This window comes from Acidimicrobiales bacterium (genome assembly GCA_025455885.1).
In the GTDB taxonomy this organism is placed as follows: Bacteria; Actinomycetota; Acidimicrobiia; order Acidimicrobiales; family Acidimicrobilacustridaceae; genus Rhabdothermincola_A.
The window spans coordinates 136809-154851 of sequence record JALOLR010000011.1 but is presented as its reverse complement, the minus strand read 5'-3'; the positions used below and the strand labels follow the sequence as shown (position 1 = coordinate 154851).

Genomic DNA, 18043 nt, shown 5'->3' with positions numbered 1-18043 from the left:
CGAAGGCGCCCGCCTCCTCACCGCCGTCGAACGCGCCATGCCACCACGCGACCCCCACACCGAGACGACCGCCACCCCCGACCAACGCCGCGCCGACGGCCTCCTCGCCCTCGCCGGCGCCACCCTCGCCGCCGACACCGATCCCGACCGGGCCACCGTCGTCGCCGTCGTCGAGCTCGCCGCCATCTGCGACGACGACCCCGATGCCACCGCCGAACTCGAGACGGGCCAGCCCCTCGCCACCGAGACCGCCCGCCGGCTGCTCTGCGACAGCCGGATCGAGGTGGTGGTCCAGGACCGCGCCGGCATCGCCGTCGGTGTCGGCACCACCGCCCGGGTGGTCACCCCGGCGATGCGGCGGGTGCTGATGCGCCGCGACGGGCGCTGTCGCTTCGGGAACTGCACCTCGACCCGCTTCCTGCACGCCCACCACATCACCCCCTGGCCATCACCGACCACCACCGCCAACCTCGCCCTGTTGTGCTGGCACCACCACCACCTCGTCCACGAAGGCGGCTGGGCACTGTCCGGTGATCCCAACAGCGCGCTCCACGCCACCAACCCCACCGGCACCACCACCGTCACCAGCCACCCCCACCACCACCCCCCACCCGGGCTGGTGTCACCACCGCCGCCGCCACCTCATCCGCCCAACATGACGAACGGGGCGCCGCATCGAGGTCGCGACCGCATCCCACGAACCACGACGCCCAATGCCAAACATGAACCCGTCCCGCTCTTCGCCGCCGACACGAGCTGAGCAACCGTCCCGGGCGAGGCGTCCATCAGCCCGGGCCGGGCCGGGTGCGTGAAGGTTCGGCACGGCGCGGCACGGCACGGCACGGCACGGCGCGACTCGGGCGACTCGGGCGACTCGGGCGACTCGGGCGACTCGGGCGACTCGGGCAGCGCAGCGCAGCGCACGACCCTGCGCGGCCCCCGCCCGGTCCCACCGGTCGAGCCGGCCCTTCCCGCCGGCCACGCCGCTCTGGCGGAACCGGCAGCGAGGCGCATCGGGGGGCGGCCGAGGGTGCGGGCAGACGAACGGGCCCGGTCCTCAGCAGTGCACGCGGCAGCCTCCGACGCGGGGACTCGTCAGTCGGGGATGCCGGTGGAGAGGCCGGCCAGGAGGGTGCGGACGAACGGGCGACCCACCTGCTCGGCGGTGTCGACCGCGGTGGCCTCGGCGATCTCCTCGCCCCGCTCGTCGCTCATGAAGTCGATGCCGGCGGCCGTCACCACGTCGGGACCGGGCTCGATGGTGACGACGGGGATGCCCGCCTTGTGCAGGCGCTCCACCTCGGCGTCGAGCTTGCCCTTGGCGTAGCGCCGCACCATGCCCTCGCGGTCGAGGCGGCCGAGCGACCCGAGGTCGTGCCCGGACATCGGCGACACCACGATCACCAGGTCGAGGTGGTCCTGGGTGCGCAGCACGTCGGCGTTGGTCGGGGAACGCACACCCCCGTCCACGTAGCGGTGCCCGTCGATCCGCACCGGCCGGAAGTACCCGGGGATCGAGCACGACGCGTGCACCGCATCGGCCAGCGACGGCCACAGGTCACGCCCGAACACCTGCCGCTTCAGATCGGACTGGCGAACGGCCGTCACCCACAGCTGCTCGTGGGGCCACTCGTCGGCCAGGATCCCGTGGAGCGCCTCGGTGTACTCGGCGAGCTCGAGGGAACCGTCGGGCACCAGGGTCATGAGCGCCCCCAGCGGATCGACCCGCCACGGGCGGCGGGTCCAGCTCGTGAACAGGCTCATGTTGGGGGCCCGGGGGCGGCGCAGGTACGAACGGACGTCGAACGGTGGGAACTCGGGTCGCTCCGCCAGCCCGTCGACGACGTGACCGGGGAGCTCGACCGGCGTCCCGCCCACCGTGACGGCGGCCAGGTCAGCGGCGGGGACACCCCGGCGCAGCATCGCCCCGACGAGCGACCCGGCCGACGTCCCCACGATCACGTCGGCACGCCGCGGGTCCCAACCGAGCTCCTTCTCGAGCGCCACCAGGGCGGCGGCGTGGTACGTGAGACCCACGACCCCACCACCACCGAGCACCAGTCCGACTCTCATTCGCTCATCTCTTCCCCGATCGGCGCGACCGGAACCGGGCTCGCGTGTCGCTGGCCCACACCGGTACGGCGAGGCCCTTCCACGATCACCGTACGGGGGGCCCGCCGCCCGGGGTAGGACCGAAGGTCAGGTTCGCTGGGGGTCGAGGGGGCGGGCGACGCTCAGCTCGTGGCCGGCCGGGTCGGGAACGTGGAAGTAGCGCTCCCCCCACGGGGCGTCCGACGGGGCCATGGCCGGCTCGTACCCCGCGGCCACCACCCGGTGGTAGGCGGCGTCGACGTCGTCGACCCACACGATGGTGCGCCCCCACACCTGCGCCGGGGACCGCCAGCCGGCCACCAGCTGGAGGTTGAGGAACGCCGTCGGGCCCACCCGGAAGCTCGTGAAGGCGGCATCGGCGCCGCCGTACGCGCACTCGAAGCCCACCGCCTCGTAGAACGCCACCGACGCGGCCATGTCGGCGGTGACCAACGTGACCGCGGAGAGCGCCTCGATCGGGCCGGGATCGGCGGGCATCCCGCCCACCTTCGCACAGGAGAGGTGCTCGACGTTGGCTACGGTCTCGGCGGTGCCGCTCCCCGAAGCCCTGGCCCGCCGGGCCCGAGACACGCTCGCCGCCACGGTGCAGGGCGCCTGGGCGCTCGCCCACGACGTCGGCAAGGTGCGGGCCGGGTCGGCCCGGGCCCGCCGGTTCGGCGCCTTCGGGGAGGGCAGCTCGATCGCCTTCCCGCCCGGCGACGTCATCGGCCCGCAGGCGGTGCGCATCGGGGCCCGCTGCGCCATCGGGGCCGAGGTGTCCCTCGCCGCCGGGTTCCCCGCCCAGACCTTCCCCGACGTCTGCGACCCGGTGATCACCATCGGCGACCGGTGCTCGATCGGCCGCGGCGGCTTCGTGGTCGGGCTGTCCTCCATCGTCCTCGAGGACGACGTCACCATCGCCCCGAACGTCTACATCACCGACCACAACCACACCTACACCGACCTGTGGCTGCCGATCGGGCAGCAGTGGCCCGAGCAGGCCGACGTCCGCATCGGCGAGGGCTGCTGGCTCGGCACCGGGGTGATCGTCCTGCCCGGTACCACCATCGGCCGCCACGTCACCGTGGCCGGCGGCGCGGTGGTGCGCGGCGACATCCCTCCTTACAGCGTGATCGCCGGCACGCCGGCCCGGGTCGTGCGCCAGTGGAGCGAGGCCGACGGGTGGGTGCCGCCCCTGGCCCACTCGCTGGACGTGCCCCCCGGCTGGCCGGTCGGCGTCCCGCCCACCAGCTGACCGGGGCCCCGGCTCGCTCGCCCCGCCCGCTCAGCCGGCGAGCTCGGCGGTGACGGCGGGGGCCAGCAGCTCGGCCAGCCCGGCGGTGACGGCGTCGAGCTGGTCGGCGGTGCGCCGGTACACGTCGAGGGGCTCACCGACCGGGTCGGCCACCTCGTCGGCATAGCGCCCCACGGCCCGACCCGACGGGCGGGCGGCGGCCACGGCGTCGGTCCAGGCCCGCAACGGGCGACCCGGCCGCGCCGGGCCCACGGACCGCCCCAGGCGGACCACCTCACCGATCACGAACGTCCGGTCCACCGCGGTGGGGTCGTGGATCAGCACGCCGCTCACGTGGTCACGGGTCATGCCCAACACGAGGTCGGCCCCGACGACGAGGCCGGCGTCGAGGCGGCGGCTCTCGTGGCCCGACAGGTCGAGGCCCCGCTCGGCCATGACGGCCACGGAGTTGGCGGTGGCCGGTCCGCCCCAGCCGAGGGTGCCCGCCGAGTGCACCCGGGCGCTCACCCCGGCGGCGCCGAGATGGTGGGCGAGCAGCACCATCGCCATCGGCGAACGGCAGGTGTTCCCCGAGCAGACCATCAACACGTCGATGGCTGCGACCGGGCTCACCCCTCCATCACCGGGCTGATGGTGAGCGCCGTCTCGGTCTCCACGAGATCGTCGGCCGCCGAGCGCGCCTCGGCGGTGACGGGGGGACGCTGGGAGATCACGAAGCGCACCACCACCACCGAGGCGAACGAGACGACCGCGGCGATCGCGTAGTACCAGCCGAAGCCGCCGAGGGCGGTGGCGGTGACGGCGATGCTGATGCCGGCCGCCCCGCCGAGCTGGGACGTCATCCGCATGGTGGCCATGCCGACCCCGAAGAACTCGGGCTGCAGGGCGTTGCCGGCGGCCGACGCCGTGGCCGGGCGCATCATCCCGTGGGACAGGCCCATGACCACGAGGCCGAGGACGAAGACGACGAGGTCCTCGAGGACGAAGCCGGCCAGGAACAGGCCCATGGCGGCGGTCATGGCGACCGCGCCGATGGTGCCCGCCGCCCGCTCCCCGAGGCGGACCGCGACCCGCCCCCCGACCGGCGACCCGACGGCCATCCCCAACGGCAGCGGGAGCATCAGGAACGACGTCGACACCACCGAGGTGTCGAACACCTCGGTGAGCAGCAGCGGCGCGGCGAAGAAGGCGCCGTTGCCGGCCACGATCGACAGGACCTCGGCGCCCACCGGGGCGTTGAACTGCCGCGACCGGAACAACCCCGGGGGCAGCAACGGGTCGGTGGCGCGGCGCTCGGCGCGCACGAACACGGCGAGGGCGACGGGGAACACCAACGCCGCCACCAGGATCGACGGGTGCGTCCACCCCCAGGCGGCGGCGCGGTCGAAGAAGAACAGCACCGAGCCGCTGGCCACCATGAGGCTCACCCCGCCGAGCACGTCGAAGCGCACCCGCTCGGCCAGCGGCGTCTCGCGCAGCCACCGCCGACACATGGGGAAGAACGCCGCCGCCAACAGCATCTGCATGACGAACACCCCCCGCCACCCGAGGGCGGCGACGAGCGGGCCGCCGAACATCAGGCCGAGCGCCGGCGAGAACGCGGTGACCCCGGACCACGCGCCGAGCGCCCGGGGCCGGTCCTTCGGCTCGAAGGCCGCCATGATCAGGGCGATGGCGGTGGGCACCGTGGCCACGCCGGCGGTCTGGCTGAGCGTGCGGAAGAGGATGAGCGACCAGGCGTCCCACGCCAGAGCGGTCATCCCTGCCGTGACGACGCTCAGGCCCAGGCCCCACAGGAACACCCGGCGGTGGCCGTGGAGGTCGCCGAGCCGGCCGAAGGTGGGCAACAGCACCGACGAGACCAGCAACGGGAGCGTGATGACCCACGCCAGGGTGGTGGCGTCGGTGTCGAGCGACGCGGCGATGGTGGGCAGGGCGGCGATCAGGATGACCGAGGGCCACGCCGTGACGAAGATGCCCATGAGCGTCGACCACAGGGTTCGGCGCTGCTGGCGGACGTCCACCCGGGCAGTGTAGGGCACCATCCCCTAACGCGCATTTGGTCGGCCGGGACGCTCCCGCTCGGCGTGGCCGACACCCCCGTCGACCTGGGACACTGCCCGGATGTCCTCGTCGCCTCCCCCTGCCGGGCAGCCCGCGCCGACCAGCACCGCCGGGCCTCCCGGACCCCCGAGCGTCCTCGTCGTGGGCACCACGGCCGCCGCGCACGGCCTGGTCGAACGGCTCTCGGCCCGAGGGTCCGACGTCGCCCACGTCGACCCCTGCACCGCCGTCAGCCCCGCGGCGGCCATCGACCTCGCCGTCGACCACCTCGGCGCCCCGGCCACCCTGGTGCTCGCCCACCTCGACCCGGCGGCGGCGGTCGCCGCGCCCCTCGTCACGCTCGACGAGGCGACGTGGGACGCCGCCGGTGAGCGCTCCATCCGCCTCGCCCTCCAGGTGCTCCAGGAGGCCCACCGCCACCTCCCCGACGGCGGGCACCTCGTGGTGGTCCTGCCGTCGGCGGCCACGATCGGCGTTCCGGGGCTCGTGGCGCTGTGCACCGCCGTCGAGGCGATCCGCGTGATGGCCAAGGTGGCGGCCCGACGCTGGGGGGCCCGGGGGATCACGGTCAACGTGGTGCTCGTCCCGCTGGCCGACTTCCTCGGCGACGCCGCCCCCGCGGGCGCCGCCGTCCCGTCGCTCGGCGCGGCCTCCCTGCCCGACCGCGACGCCCTCGACGACGCCACCGCCCTCGTGGCGCTGCTGTCCGGACCGGACGGCCGGGCGCTGACCGGCGCCACGCTGGGTGCCGACGGGGGGACGGTGATGCTGCCGTGAGCACCCGACACCCGAGCCCCACCGAGCTCGGCATCGACGGCCTGCTGGAGGGCCGCGTCGTCCTCGTCACCGGGGCCGCCGCCGGCGTGGGCCGCGGCGTGGCCCTCGCCGCCGCCGCCGCCGGCGCGGTGGTCGGCCTCGGCGTGCGCCGGCCCGAGACCGGCGAGGCGGTGGCCGCCGAGATCGCCGCCCTGGGTGGTCCGCCGGCGACGGTGCTGCGCGGCGACGTCACCAACCCCGCCCTCGTGACGGCGTCGGTCGAGGAGCTCGTGGCCGCCCACGGCCGGCTCGACGCGGTGGTGCACAACGCCACCAGCAACCGCTCCAGCGAACCGGTCGAGCTCGAGACCGCCGACCTCGACCTGTGGGACGAGCACGCCTCGGTGGCCCTCACCGCGTCGTACCGGCTCGCAGTGGCCGCCCACCCGCACCTGAAGGCCGCGGGCGGGAGCTACGTGATCATGGTGTCCCCGGCCGGCATCGACGCCTCCGCTCCGCTCGGCTTCTACAGCACCGTCAAGGCCGGTCAGCGCGGCTTCGTGAAGGCCCTGGCCCGCGAGTGGGGACCCGACGGGATCAGGGTGAACGGCGTGGCGCCGCTCGCCGTCACCCCGGCCCTCGAGAACCGCTTCGAGGTCGACCCGTCCATGCACGACCGCCTCCGGGCCCTGATCCCCCTCGGGTGGTTCGGCGACCCGGCCGCCGACATCGGCCCGCCCACGGTCGTGCTGTGCAGCGACGCGGCGCGCTACGTCACCGGCCAGACCCTGGTCGTCAGCGGCGGACGCTTCACCGCCCTGTGAGCCGCCCCTCCCCCGGGCTCGGCCCTCTAGGCTCGGCGCCGTGGGGAGCACCGCAGCGGCCACCGGGGGTGGCCGGGACGTCGACGCGACCGAGGTCGCGACCTCGGAGCGGCGCGCCGAGATCCTCGCCGTCGCCGCGGACATCTTCGCCCGCAAGGGCTACGTGAACGCCACGGTCCGCGAGATCGCCGACGCCAGCGGGATCCTGGCCGGGAGCCTGTACCACCACTTCGACTCCAAGGAGGCCATGGTCGACGAGATCCTGTCGACCTTCCTCACCGGGCTGGTGGCGCGCTACGAGGCGGTCATCGACGCCGGCGACGACCCGGAGACGACGCTCACCAACCTGGTGCACGTCCTGTTCGAGGGACTCACCGAGAACCGGGCGGCCATCACGCTGTCGCACAACGACAGCTACTACCTGCGCCAGATCCCCCGCTTCGCCTACCTCGAGGAGACCGGCCGGAAGGTCGAGCGGCTCTGGGTGGAGGTGCTGCGCGAGGGCGTCGGGTCCGGGGCGTTCCGGGCCGACGTCGACCCCGCGCTGGTGTGGGTCTTCATCAAGGGCGCGGCGTGGGCCGCCGTGCAGTACGTGAGCGACGGAGGGCCCACCGCGGGCGCGGCGATCGCCGACACCCACCTCGCCGTGCTGCTCGACGGGGTCCGGGCCTGATGCAGGAATCCTGAATTCACTTGCCTACAATTGCCGGGTGACGACCGACCCCCGCTCCCCCTGCATCATCGGCGTGGCCCAGCACACCTGGCGCCACGAGCCCGCCCCGGAGCCGCTCGACATGTGGGCCCGGATGGCCCGCTCGGCCGACGGCGACACCGGTGCGCGGTCCGTGCTCGACGCCGTCGACGACCTCTCGGTCGTGCACTGCGCCACCTGGGACTACGACGACCCACCCGAACGCCTCGCCGAGCGGATCGGTCTCGGGCCCGGTCACCGCACCCTGTCGATCCTGGCCGGGACCTCCCACCAGAGGATGATCGACGCCGCCGCCGAACGTCTCGTCGCCGGCGAGTCGAGCGTGGCCCTGGTGGCCGGCGGCGAGGCCCTCGCCACCAAGAAGCGCCTCGAGAAGGGCGGCGAACCCCTGCCGTTCTCGTTCCCCCACCCGAACCCGGTGTTCCCGGTGCGCTTCGACGAGTGGTTCCTGCCCACCGACGCCGCCCACGGCATCATGCCGGCCTGGCTCACCTTCGCGCTGTTCGAGAGCGGGCGACGCGCCGGCCACGGCACCGAGCCCGACGCCTACCGGCGGTCGCTGGGCGAGCTGCTCGCCCGCATGAGCGAGGTCGCCGCCACCCACCCCGGCGCATGGTTCCCCGAGGCCCGCACCGCCGACGAGATCCTCACGCCCACGCCCGCCAACCGGGTGGTGGCCTGGCCGTACACGAAGCTCATGACGGCCTTCCCCGACGTCGACATGGCGTCGGCCACCCTGCTCACCACCCACGCCGAGGCCGACCGCCTGGGTGTGCCCCCGGAGCGCCGTGTCTACCTGCGGGGCTGGGCCTTCGCCCGCGACGCGGTGTACGTCGCGTCGCACCCGGAGATGGGCGGTTCGCCGGCCATGCGGGCGGCGTCCGCCGAAGCCCTGGCCTGTGCGGGGATCACCGCCGCCGACCTCACCCGCATCGACCTGTACGGCTGCTTCACCAGCGCCATCGGCTTCGCCATGGACGCCCTCGGCCTCCCCGTCGACGGGCCGGTGGCCCCCACGCTGCTGGGCGGGCTGCCGTCGTTCGGCGGGCCGAGCTCCAACTACACCGGTCACGCGGTGGCCACCATGGTCGACACGCTCCGCGCCGACGGCGGGGGGTTCGGCCTGGTCAGCGGCGTGGGCATGCACATGACCAAGCACGTCTACGCGGTGTACGGCACCGAGCCCGGCGAGGTCCGCCTCCCGGCCGAGGACCTCCCCGATCGGATCGCCACCACCCACCCGCCGCTGCCGGTCGTGGCGCACGCCGACGGCGTCGCGACGATCGCCGCCTACACGGTGGTCCACGACGCCGACGGACCCACCCACGCCGTCGCGGTGTGCACGCTGCCCGACGGCAGCCGGGCCTACGCCCTGGCCCGCGACGCCGCGCTGCTCGGTGAGCTCGAGGAGGGCGAGTGGGTCGACGCCAAGGTGACCCTGCGCCCCGACGGCGACGTCAACCTCTTCACCCCGGCCTGACCGGCAGGGGCCGGCTCGCTCAGCCCCCCGTGAGGCGGGCGCGCAGCTCCTGGTTGTGCACGAACACGGGGAGCTCATCGGCGTCGTTGACGGCGGGTCGCACCGACGTGCCCCCGTCGACGCACAGGCACTGGCCGGTCACGTAGCCGGCGAGCTCGGACATGAGGAACAGGGTGGCCGCCGCGATGTCGTCGGCGGTGCCCCGCCGCCGCATGGGGATGACGAGCAGGTCGTCGCCGTCGGTGTCACCGGGGGCGCGCTGCGCGGCGCTCTTGGGTGTGGCGATGGACCCGGGGGCGACGGCGTTGACCCGGATGCCGTGGCGGCCCCACTCGACGGCGAGGGTGCGGGTGAGCGACAGCACGGCCGCCTTGGCCGCCCCGTAGGCGGCCATGTACGGCGCGGCGTTCAGGGCCGACACGGTGGCGATGTGGACGATGGCCCCGCCCTGCCCCTGCTCGACCAGCCGGCGGCCGATCGCCCGGGTGGCGTTGACGGTGACGCCCAGGTTGAGGGCCATCACGTCGTCGAAGGCGGGGTCGTCGCTGGCGAACGGCGCCCACTGCGGCGGCCACATACCGCCGGCGGCCTGCACCCCGCCGCGCAGCGGCGCGAGCTCGTCGGCGCGCTCGACGGCGGCGGCGACCGCGTCACGGTCCTTGCCGTCGGCCACGATCCCGAGGTGGTCGACCCCGGCGGCGGCCAACTGGTCGGTGGCGATGCGGAGCTTGTCGGCGTCGACGTCGACGGCCACCACCCCCGCACCCGCGTTCCCGAGGTGGCGGCAGATGGCCGTGCCGATGCCGCCACCGCCCGCGCCGACCACCACCACCGACGAGCCCGCGAGGCCCCAGATGTCTGTCATTGCGAGGACCCTAGAACGCCGAACACGGTCAGACGGGCGGCGAGGGGAAGCGCCAGCGACCGAGCCGCACCGCGTCCCGACGAGGCGCAGCCGAGGAGGGCGCCATCGTCACTGTCGCTGCCAACCGCCGGCGGCCCACGTGCCGCCGTCGACGTGGATGGTGGACCCGGTCACGAGCCGGGAGAGGTCGCTGGCGAGGTACAGCGCCGCCGCCGCCGAGTCCTCCGGGGTGCCGAAGAACCCGACCGGTGGGGTGTAGGCGGGCATGAACTCGGGCTCGCTGGCGAGCATCGCCGCCCGGGCCTCCTTCTCGCCCTCGCTGGGCTGGGCGTCGGAGGCGATGTTGTTGACGCGGATGCGCCGCCCGCCGAGCTCGAGGGCCAGGGACTTCGAGAGGCTCGACACGGCCGTCTTCATGGCGGCGTACACGGCGAACCCCGGGCCGGCCTGGTGGGCCTCGACCGAGGTGAGGTTGATGATCGAGCCGCCGTCGGGCATGTGGGGCACCACGGTGCGGATGAAGTGAGTGACCTGGGTGAAGTTCTCGGCGATCAGCGACGCCTCCCCCTTGGCCGACACGTCGAGGAACGGGCTCACGAACGTGCCCCCGGCGTTGTTGACCAGCACGTCGATCTTCCCGAGCTGCTCGACGGCGCCGGCGACGTAGGTGTCCACCGCGGCGCTGTCGCGCACGTCGAGCACGCCGGTGTGCACCGTCGCCCCCGCCGCCTCGGCCGCCGCCGCGGTGGCCGCCAGCCCCTCGGCGTCCCGATCGCACAGCGACAGGGTGGCGCCGCACCGGGCGAACAGCCGGGCGGTGGCCGCCCCGATGCCGACCGCGGCGCCGGTCACGAGGGCCACGCGGTCGGTGAGCAGGATCGAGTTCCGGTCGAAGAGATCGTCCATCGGGCCAGACTAAGCCGATGCGTCTCGCCGTCTGGCCCCTCGCCCAGCAGCCGTGGGCGGACGTGCTGGGCGCAGCGGTCCACGCCGATGCCACCGGGTGGGACGGGGTGTACGTGGCCGACCACTTCATGGGCGACGGGCACCGGTTCGGACCCGTCGAGGGCCCGACGTGGGAGGCCACCGCGGCCGTCGCGGCGCTGGCCGCCGTCACGAGCCGGGTGCGGGTCGGGCCGCTGGTGCTGGGCGCGACCTACCGGCACCCGGCGGTGGTGGCCCGGTGGGCCGCCACGGTCGACCACGTGAGCGGCGGCCGCCTCGTCCTCGGCCTCGGCGCCGGGTGGCAGGCCAACGAGCACGAGCAGTACGGCATCGCGCTGCCCTCCCCGGGGCACCGCGTCCGGCTGCTCGACGAGACGTGCGCGGCGATCCGGGGGCTCCTCGACCGGCCGCGCACCACGCTGCACGGCGTCACGGTGCACCTCACCGACGCGATCGCCGAGCCGAAGCCCGTCCAGCCCCGGTTGCCGCTGCTGGTGGGCGCGAAGGGGGATCGGATGCTGGAGGTGGTGGCCCGCCACGCCGACGTGTGGAACCTCTGGGCGCTGCCCGGACCGCTCGCCGAGCGCTCGGCCGTGCTGGACCGCCGCAGCGAGGAGCTCGGCCGGGACCCCGCCGAGATCGAGCGGAGCGTGCAGGCCCTCGTCCTCCTCACCGACGACGCGACCGAGGCGAGGGCGTTCGTCGACCGGCACGCCCCCCGGGCGGCCTTCGCCGGTCCGCCGGAGGCGTTCGCCGAGCTCGTGGGCGCGTGGCACGACGCCGGCGTCGCCGAGGTCGTCGTCCCCGACCTCCACCTGGGCCGCGGCAACCAGCGGGCCGACGCCCTCGCCGCGCTGCGCACGGCGGTCGCCGAGGTTCTCCCGGCAGCCCCTGGGCCGTGACGAGGAGGGCGACAGGCGTCAGCTCGGGACCGACGGGCGGGCGGGCACTTCAGCCGGCTGGGGTGCCCGCCACGACCGCTTGGTGGCCCACACGCCCCAGGCGGCGAGCCCCAGGGGGATCTCGGCGAGGTAGGTGAACCCGCGGAAGAGGAACACCGCCGCCGCGGCGGCCGCGTCGCCGCCACCGAAGCCGATCAGGGCGGCCACCGCCCCGGCCTCCACGAACCCCACGCCGCTGGGGGTCAGCGGGATGGTCTCGAGCAGCCGGGCGAAGGCGAAGGCGGCGAACACCTCCACCCACCCGAGCTCCTCGGTCCCGATGCCGATGGCCCGCACGCACGCCAGGAGCAACAGGAACTGACCGAGGTTGTAGCCGAGCATCCACAAGCTGATCCGCCACCACCGGGTGCGCAGCAACCCGATGCTGCGGCGCCGGAACGAGCACACCGCGCCCACCATGTCGGGTGCCGACGACCGTCGCACCCACCGGGCCAGCGGCGTGACGACCCGCTGGGCGACGGCGCCGACGGCCGCGGCGAGCGACTCGCTGCGCAGCACCAGCGAGAGCACCACGACGGCGACGGTGAGCGCAGCGAGGCCGAGGAGGGTGGGCGCCAGCAGCTCGGCGGTCGATCGCCCCGTGACCACCAACAGGACCAGGGCCACGACCGGGAGGGCGAGCTTGGTGAGCACGTTCCAGATCCCCGACACGAGGATCGACAGCGTGATGGCGCTCACGCGGAAGCCCCACGACATCTCGACGCCATACGTCGCCCCAACGCCGACCGCCCCGCCGAAGGGCACCACGTTGGACACGGCGCTGCCGGCGAAGTTCACCGTGAGGGCCTGGGGGTGGCTGAGCCCGGGCAGCGTGGTGGTGAGCACCCCCGTGTAGAGCACCATGCTGAACATCCACAGCGAGGCCAGGCCGGCGACCTGGAGCCAGTCGAGCTTCTGGATCTCGCGCCAGATCTCGGAGTAGTGGGCGTCGGTCACCGCCGGCACGACGAAGGCGAACAGCACCCCGACGATGGCGAGCGACACCGTCGCCTCGAGCACCCGGCGCCCGGGGCTCTTGCGGTGCAGCTCGTTCTCGACCACCGCCCGCAGGTCGGCAGGGTCGTCGACGAGTTCGTCGACAGGGCAGTCGACAGGTTCGTCGACAGGTTCGTCGGGCCGGTCGGGCGGCGGACCCTCGCCGCTCGGGTCGTCGGCGGCCCCGGAGGTCATCGGCCCACGTTCGACAGGCCCGCGAGCAGGTCGGTCGAGCGCGGCTCGGTGGGTGCGCCGGGACGGGTGAACCACTCCGTGCCGAAGGCCGACGCGTACACGTCGTCGGGGAGGTCGAGGAACACCGCCAGGGTCCGCACGGTGTCGGGGGCACCGGTGGCCTGGCTGGCGTGGGCCCGCATGGAGGCCCGCTTGGCGTCGAGCCAGCCGGTGACGTCGACGGCGTGGGTGATCCGGTCGGCGGGGGTGTACCAGGCCGACACGTCCGGGGGGACGAAGCCGTCGGGCACGGCCAGGCCCATCGACTCGGCCAGCGCCACGCCCCCGGCCAGGAAGTCGCGGTCGACGGTCGCCTCGTAGCGCACCACCCCCGTCGCGTCGGCGGCCAGGCACGCCACCTCGTGGACGCGCCGGTGGTCGGGGTGGCCGTACCCGCCGTTGGCGTCGTCGGCGAGGAGGACGTCGGCGCGCTCCTCGACGAGCAGCGCCGCCAGGCGGTGGGCCACGTCGTGCCGGTCGGCGGCGCACAGCGACCGCGACGGCCAGGTCCCGTCGGCGGCCGGGGCGTGCCCCGAGTCGAGCAGGTCGAGGAACTCGAGGCGGGCCACGCCGAGGGCCCGGGCCGACGCCTCGGCCTCGGCGGAGCGGCGACCCCCGAGCGCTTCGCCCTCGGCGAGGACGTCCGCCCCGACGTCGCCGCGTTCACCCCTCGTGGCCAGGACCAGGACGGTGCGATGCCCCTCGGCGGCGGCCCGGGCGAGGGTGCCGGCGGTGAGGAGGGCCTCGTCGTCGGGATGGGCGTGGAACGCCACGATGGTCCTCCGGGTCACCCGGGCATTCTGGCAGTTGCACCCCCAAGGCCCCGTCGGACCGCCGGCCCGGTCGCGGGCACGGGGAGGAGACGAGGGAGCACGAGGGGGGACGACGGGGCACGGGAGGTCCGGGGCTACGGTGACGCCCTGCGTGGCCCCGATCAGGGAGGTCGGCCATGACCGACGCCGACACCTCGACGGACGCCCCCGAGCCGGCCACCGGGCCGCTGCGCGTCGGCATCGTCTCGGACTGCTACGTGCCCCGCCTCGGGGGCATAGAGATGCAGGCCCACGACCTCGCGAGGAACCTGACAGCGGCCGGTCACGAGGTCGTCGTGGTGACCCCCACCGCGGGCCCCGACGTCGTCGACGGCGTGCGGGTGCGGCGCATGGACGTCCCGCTGCTGCCCTTCGACGTTCCGTTCCTGCCGTCCACGTTCCGCCTCGCCACCGACCTCCTCGTCGAGGAGCGGGTCGACGTCGCCCACTTCCACGGCGGCCTCGCGTCCCCGATGGCCTACCTGGCCGCCCGCCGGGCCCAGGCCATCGGTATCCCGACGGTGATCACCGTGCACTGCATGTGGAGCTACGCCGCCCCGGCCTTCGCGGGCCTCGACCGACTGGCCCACTGGTCGCAGTGGCCGGTGGTCCTGTCGGCGGTGAGCGACGTGGCCGCCGAACCGATCCGGCGCATCGCCGGACCGGGGCGACCGGTGGTGGTGCTGCCCAACGGCATCGACGACGAGGCCTGGCGCGTCGAGCCCGTCGAACGTGACCCGACGACGGTGACCCTCGTCTCGGTGATGCGCCTGGCCCCCCGCAAGCGCCCGCTGCAGATGCTGAGGATGGTGGGCCGCGTGCACGCCGCGCTGCCCCCCGGACGACGGCTCCGGGTCATCGTCATCGGTGACGGCCCGGAACGCCCGCAGCTCGAGAAGTACCTCCGCACCAACGGCCTCAGCGAGGTCGTCGACCTGATCGGCCGCCGCACCCGCGAGGAGATCCGCGGCTACTTCGCCCGCAGCGACGTCTTCGTCGCGCCCGCCAACCTGGAGTCGTTCGGGATCGCCGCGCTCGAGGCCCGCTGTGCCGGCCTGCCCGTCGTGGCGAAGGCCCGCACCGGCATCCGCGAGTTCGTCACGCACGAGAAGGAGGGACTGCTCGCCAGGGACGACGCCGAGATGGTCCGCGAGCTGATCCGGATCGTGGTCGACGACGACCTGCGCCGGACCATCACGACCCACAACCGCAGCGAGGCCTCGCCGGTGGACTGGTCGGTCGTGGTGGGCCGGAACGTGGCGAGCTACCGGGCGGCGATCGAGCTCATGGCGCGACGGCCGGCCGGCGGCGGCCGGCCCGGGTGACGACCCTCGCCGCGCCGTAGCCGATCACGAAGATGGCCAGGCCTCCCACCGCGTCGAGGAGGTAGTGGTTGCCGGTGATGACCACCACGTAGATCGTCGTCGCCGGGTAGAGCACGGCGAGGCTCTTGGCCCACCACGACCGCACGCGGGGGAGGAACACCCACATCCCCCAGAACGCCCAGCCGCAGTGCAGCGACGGCATCGCCGCGAACTGGTTGGAGATGGTCTGCATGGCCGAGGAGTCGAACGACCACAGCGTCGGATAGGCCACCATGGTGTCGACGAAGCCGAAGGCCCGGCCGTCGCCCATCGTGTCGAGCAGGCGGGGGGGCATGAGCGGGAAGGTGGCGAAGCCGACGAGGCCGAGCAGCGTGCCGATGAGCAGCGTGTTGCGCCACAGGGGGTAGTCGTCGGGGAAGCGGCGGTACAGGAACAACAGGCCGGCCATGGTGACGACCATGTAGGCGGCGCCGTAGTAGTAGTTGGACACCACGATCAGCGGTCGGAACTCGAGGGCCCAGTCCTGGAGGGCCTGCTCGTGCCACAGCCAGAGGCCCTGTTGCCAGTCGATGATCCGCATGGCGTTGGCGTAGGCCGCCTCGGCGTTCGACTTCGAGACGTTGCGAACGGTCTCGTACGCGAGGTAGACGGCCCCCACGATCACCAGCTCGCGCCACCACAACAGCACCGACCCGTCGCCGAGGTCACGGCGCCGCCAACCCGCCCACACCGTGGAACGTGCCGCCGGCGGAACCACACCGGGGGCGACGTCGTCCACGGTCAGCCCGCCTCGACCTTGAACAGGCCCTCGCCCGCGGAGAGCACGTACAGCTCGCCATCGACCCCTTGACCGAAGCTGACCAGGGCCTGGTCGGGGAGCACCGCCCCCAGGGCGCGGTCGTCGAGCACGACGCCGTCTCGCACCAGGAGCCCCCGGATCTCACCCACGCAGTAGTCACCGTAGAGGTAGACGCCCTGGAGCGCGGGAATGGCCGTACCCCGGTACACGTAGCCACCGGTCACCGAGCAGTTGCCGTCGCGGTGGTCGTAGGTGTGGATCGGGTCGACGAGGCCCTCGGGAGGCGTCCCGTCGCGGAACGGCCGGTCGCCCTCCCGCCAGTTCCAGCCGAGGTTCACCCCGAGCCCGGCGCCGTCCGGGGCGGCCAGCAGGTTGACCTCCTCGATCTCGTTCTGCCCGACGTCGGCCACCCACAGATCACCGGTGGCGCGGTCGAAGCTGAAGCGCCACGGGTTGCGGGCGCCGTAGAGGTAGATCTCGGGCCGCCCGCCTCCGGCTGCGAACGGGTTGTCGGCCGGCACGGCGTAGGCCCGGTCCGCGGTCGGTGCGCTGGGGTCGATGCGCAGGATCTTGCCGAGCAGCTCGTCGGTGTCCTGGCCGTTGTCGCCGGGATCGCCGGACCCACCGCCGTCGCCCACCCCGGCGTAGAGGAAGCCGTCGGGCCCGAGGACCAGCTGGCCCCCGTTGTGGTTGGCGAACTCGCGATGGGGGACGGTGAGCAGCACCCGTCGGCTGCCGGCGTCGATGGTGGCACCGCCGTCGGCCGCGATCACCGCGTACTCGGCGATCACCACGTCGCCGGTCGGGTCGGTGTGGTACAGGTACACCGAGTCGGCGGTCTCGTCGAAGGCGATGCCGAGCAGCCCCTGCTCGCCACGGGCCCGGGTGAGGTCGCCCAGATCGAGCAGCGGGTCGGGATCGAGGTCGTAGCGGTCCGATCCCCCGGGCTCGACGGTGCGGACCACCCGCCGGACGGTGCCGTCCTGCTCGGTGATCCAGAGCTCGCCGCCGTCGGGGCGGGCCGCCAGGGCGGTCGGCTGGTCCAGGTCCACGAGCGGGGTCAGCACGACGTCGGCCTCGATGGCGTCGGGCCCCGCACCGGCAGGACCGCTGTCGGGAGGGCCGCTCGGCAGCCCCGTCGACGGCGCCGGCACGGCCGGTTCGGCGCCGTCACCGCCGTCGGACCCCCCGCACGCGCCGAGCAGGAGAGCGGCGACGACCGCCACGGCGACGACCCCTCCCCCGCGCCGCCGGTGCCCGGCGCGGCGGGAGAAGGTCGGAGGCGGGGACAGGAGGTGACCGTCGGGCGTCGTCGCGTCTGGCGTCATGGCGTCTGGAGGGTACCGGCGCCGCCCGGGGGACCGGCGGCGGCGGGCGCTCGCCGTCTGTCACCGCCCGCAGCCCGGAGGTACGCTGCTTCGTCCGTCGCGCACAGAGTTGGTACCCCCACCCGTGAAGACCCATCCGGCCGAAACGAGCCCCTCCGGCGAGTCCGGCCCGCCCACCGGCGGCCTGCTCGGCGCCGTGTTCGGCAAGGTCCGGACGAAGGGCCCCCGCTACGTGATGGTGTCGGTGGTCAACGTCGTCATCGGCGCCGGCCTGTTGTTCGTGCTCCAACGCTGGATGCGCCCCACCTTCGCCAACATCGTGTCGGTGGGCATCGGCGCCGTCCCCGCCTTCTACATGAGCAGGGCCTGGGTGTGGGGCAAGCGGGGGCGCTCCCACCTGAAGAAGGAGATCCTGCCGTTCTGGATCTTCACGTTCTCGGGGCTCGTCATGTCGACCGCGGTCATCGCCTACGTCGACGACCACACCAGCAACCGGGTGGCCATCCTCGCCGCCCAGCTCGCGACGTTCGGCGTGCTGTGGGTGCTGCGCTTCTTCCTCCTCGACAAGCTCTTCCACGTGGAGATCTACGAGGACGACACCCCCGACGAGGACTGA

The 18043-nt window shown here is 74.0% G+C and carries 17 protein-coding genes and 2 pseudogenes; 9 read left to right on the top strand and 10 right to left on the bottom strand.

From position 1 onward, the window contains the following. The first annotated feature begins 37 nt into the window (after window positions 1–37). A pseudogene (locus MUE36_11320) lies at window positions 38–319 on the top strand (DUF222 domain-containing protein). A gap of 1133 nt (window positions 320–1452) precedes the next feature. Here MUE36_11320 and MUE36_11315 read toward each other — a convergent pair. Further along, a pseudogene (locus MUE36_11315) lies at window positions 1453–2073 on the bottom strand (patatin-like phospholipase family protein). 126 nt (window positions 2074–2199) lie between these two features. Beyond that, the gene (locus MUE36_11310) at window positions 2200–2589 is read right to left on the bottom strand and encodes a VOC family protein (GenBank protein ID MCU0311516.1); all 390 of its coding nucleotides are present in this window, start codon (window positions 2587–2589) and stop codon (window positions 2200–2202) included. Between the two features lie 52 nt (window positions 2590–2641). Here MUE36_11310 and MUE36_11305 point away from each other — a divergent pair, with 52 nt between their 5' ends. Beyond that, a complete protein-coding gene (locus MUE36_11305) occupies window positions 2642–3346 on the top strand; it encodes an acyltransferase (GenBank protein MCU0311515.1) in 705 nt (234 codons plus the stop codon). A gap of 30 nt (window positions 3347–3376) precedes the next feature. Here MUE36_11305 and MUE36_11300 read toward each other — a convergent pair whose 3' ends face one another. Continuing rightward, complete coding sequence (locus MUE36_11300; protein ID MCU0311514.1) at window positions 3377–3958, bottom strand: hypothetical protein; 582 nt, start codon at window positions 3956–3958, stop codon at window positions 3377–3379. Next, window positions 3955–5370, bottom strand: coding sequence for an MFS transporter (locus MUE36_11295; GenBank protein MCU0311513.1), 1416 nt, complete (start codon window positions 5368–5370; stop codon window positions 3955–3957). Before MUE36_11295 ends, MUE36_11300 begins: the two co-directional genes overlap by 4 nt. Window positions 5371–5551: 181 nt before the next feature. On the opposite strand from MUE36_11295, the gene MUE36_11290 reads away from it, so the two are divergent. From MUE36_11290 to MUE36_11275, 4 genes are read left to right on the top strand one after another with little or no spacing between them, the layout of a single operon-like run. Then, window positions 5552–6187, top strand: a complete 636-nt coding sequence (locus tag MUE36_11290) for an SDR family oxidoreductase (GenBank protein ID MCU0311512.1) — start codon at window positions 5552–5554, stop codon at window positions 6185–6187. Continuing rightward, window positions 6184–6990, top strand: coding sequence for an SDR family oxidoreductase (locus tag MUE36_11285; GenBank protein MCU0311511.1), 807 nt, complete (start codon window positions 6184–6186; stop codon window positions 6988–6990). The genes MUE36_11290 and MUE36_11285 overlap by 4 nt, the downstream gene beginning before the upstream one ends. 40 nt (window positions 6991–7030) lie before the next feature. Next, the gene (locus tag MUE36_11280; GenBank protein MCU0311510.1) at window positions 7031–7663 is read left to right on the top strand and encodes a TetR/AcrR family transcriptional regulator; all 633 of its coding nucleotides are present in this window, start codon (window positions 7031–7033) and stop codon (window positions 7661–7663) included. Between the two features lie 37 nt (window positions 7664–7700). After that, window positions 7701–9182 (top strand): hypothetical protein, encoded by a 1482-nt coding sequence (locus MUE36_11275; GenBank protein MCU0311509.1) that lies wholly within the window; start codon window positions 7701–7703, stop codon window positions 9180–9182. A 19-nt stretch (window positions 9183–9201) separates the two neighbouring features. On the opposite strand, the gene MUE36_11270 is transcribed toward MUE36_11275, so the two are convergent. Further along, window positions 9202–10047 (bottom strand): SDR family oxidoreductase, encoded by an 846-nt coding sequence (locus tag MUE36_11270; protein ID MCU0311508.1) that lies wholly within the window; start codon window positions 10045–10047, stop codon window positions 9202–9204. Window positions 10048–10155: 108 nt separating this feature from the next. After that, window positions 10156–10953, bottom strand: a complete 798-nt coding sequence (locus MUE36_11265) for an SDR family oxidoreductase (protein ID MCU0311507.1) — start codon at window positions 10951–10953, stop codon at window positions 10156–10158. A gap of 17 nt (window positions 10954–10970) precedes the next feature. On the opposite strand from MUE36_11265, the gene MUE36_11260 reads away from it, so the two are divergent. Continuing rightward, window positions 10971–11894 carry an LLM class flavin-dependent oxidoreductase gene (locus tag MUE36_11260; protein ID MCU0311506.1) on the top strand — a complete coding sequence of 308 codons (924 nt, stop codon included), beginning with the start codon at window positions 10971–10973 and terminating at the stop codon, window positions 11892–11894. Window positions 11895–11912: 18 nt separating this feature from the next. Here the strand turns inward: MUE36_11260 and MUE36_11255 are convergent, their stop codons facing one another. Together MUE36_11255 and MUE36_11250 are read right to left on the bottom strand one after the other, a co-directional pair. Continuing rightward, window positions 11913–13124: a flippase-like domain-containing protein gene (locus MUE36_11255; GenBank protein MCU0311505.1), complete on the bottom strand. Its 1212-nt coding sequence runs from the start codon at window positions 13122–13124 to the stop codon at window positions 11913–11915. Next, window positions 13121–13954 (bottom strand): PIG-L family deacetylase, encoded by an 834-nt coding sequence (locus tag MUE36_11250; GenBank protein ID MCU0311504.1) that lies wholly within the window; start codon window positions 13952–13954, stop codon window positions 13121–13123. Before MUE36_11250 ends, MUE36_11255 begins: the two co-directional genes overlap by 4 nt. 158 nt (window positions 13955–14112) lie before the next feature. Here MUE36_11250 and MUE36_11245 point away from each other — a divergent pair, with 158 nt between their 5' ends. Beyond that, complete coding sequence (locus MUE36_11245) at window positions 14113–15300, top strand: glycosyltransferase (protein ID MCU0311503.1); 1188 nt, start codon at window positions 14113–14115, stop codon at window positions 15298–15300. Here MUE36_11245 and MUE36_11240 read toward each other — a convergent pair. After that, window positions 15260–16078, bottom strand: coding sequence for a phosphatase PAP2 family protein (locus MUE36_11240; protein MCU0311502.1), 819 nt, complete (start codon window positions 16076–16078; stop codon window positions 15260–15262). The two genes, MUE36_11245 and MUE36_11240, sit on opposite strands and share 41 nt — an antisense overlap. Window positions 16079–16080: 2 nt before the next feature. Further along, complete coding sequence (locus MUE36_11235; GenBank protein ID MCU0311501.1) at window positions 16081–17427, bottom strand: PQQ-dependent sugar dehydrogenase; 1347 nt, start codon at window positions 17425–17427, stop codon at window positions 16081–16083. A 124-nt stretch (window positions 17428–17551) separates the two neighbouring features. On the opposite strand from MUE36_11235, the gene MUE36_11230 reads away from it, so the two are divergent. Continuing rightward, window positions 17552–18043, top strand: coding sequence for a GtrA family protein (locus tag MUE36_11230; protein MCU0311500.1), 492 nt, complete (start codon window positions 17552–17554; stop codon window positions 18041–18043).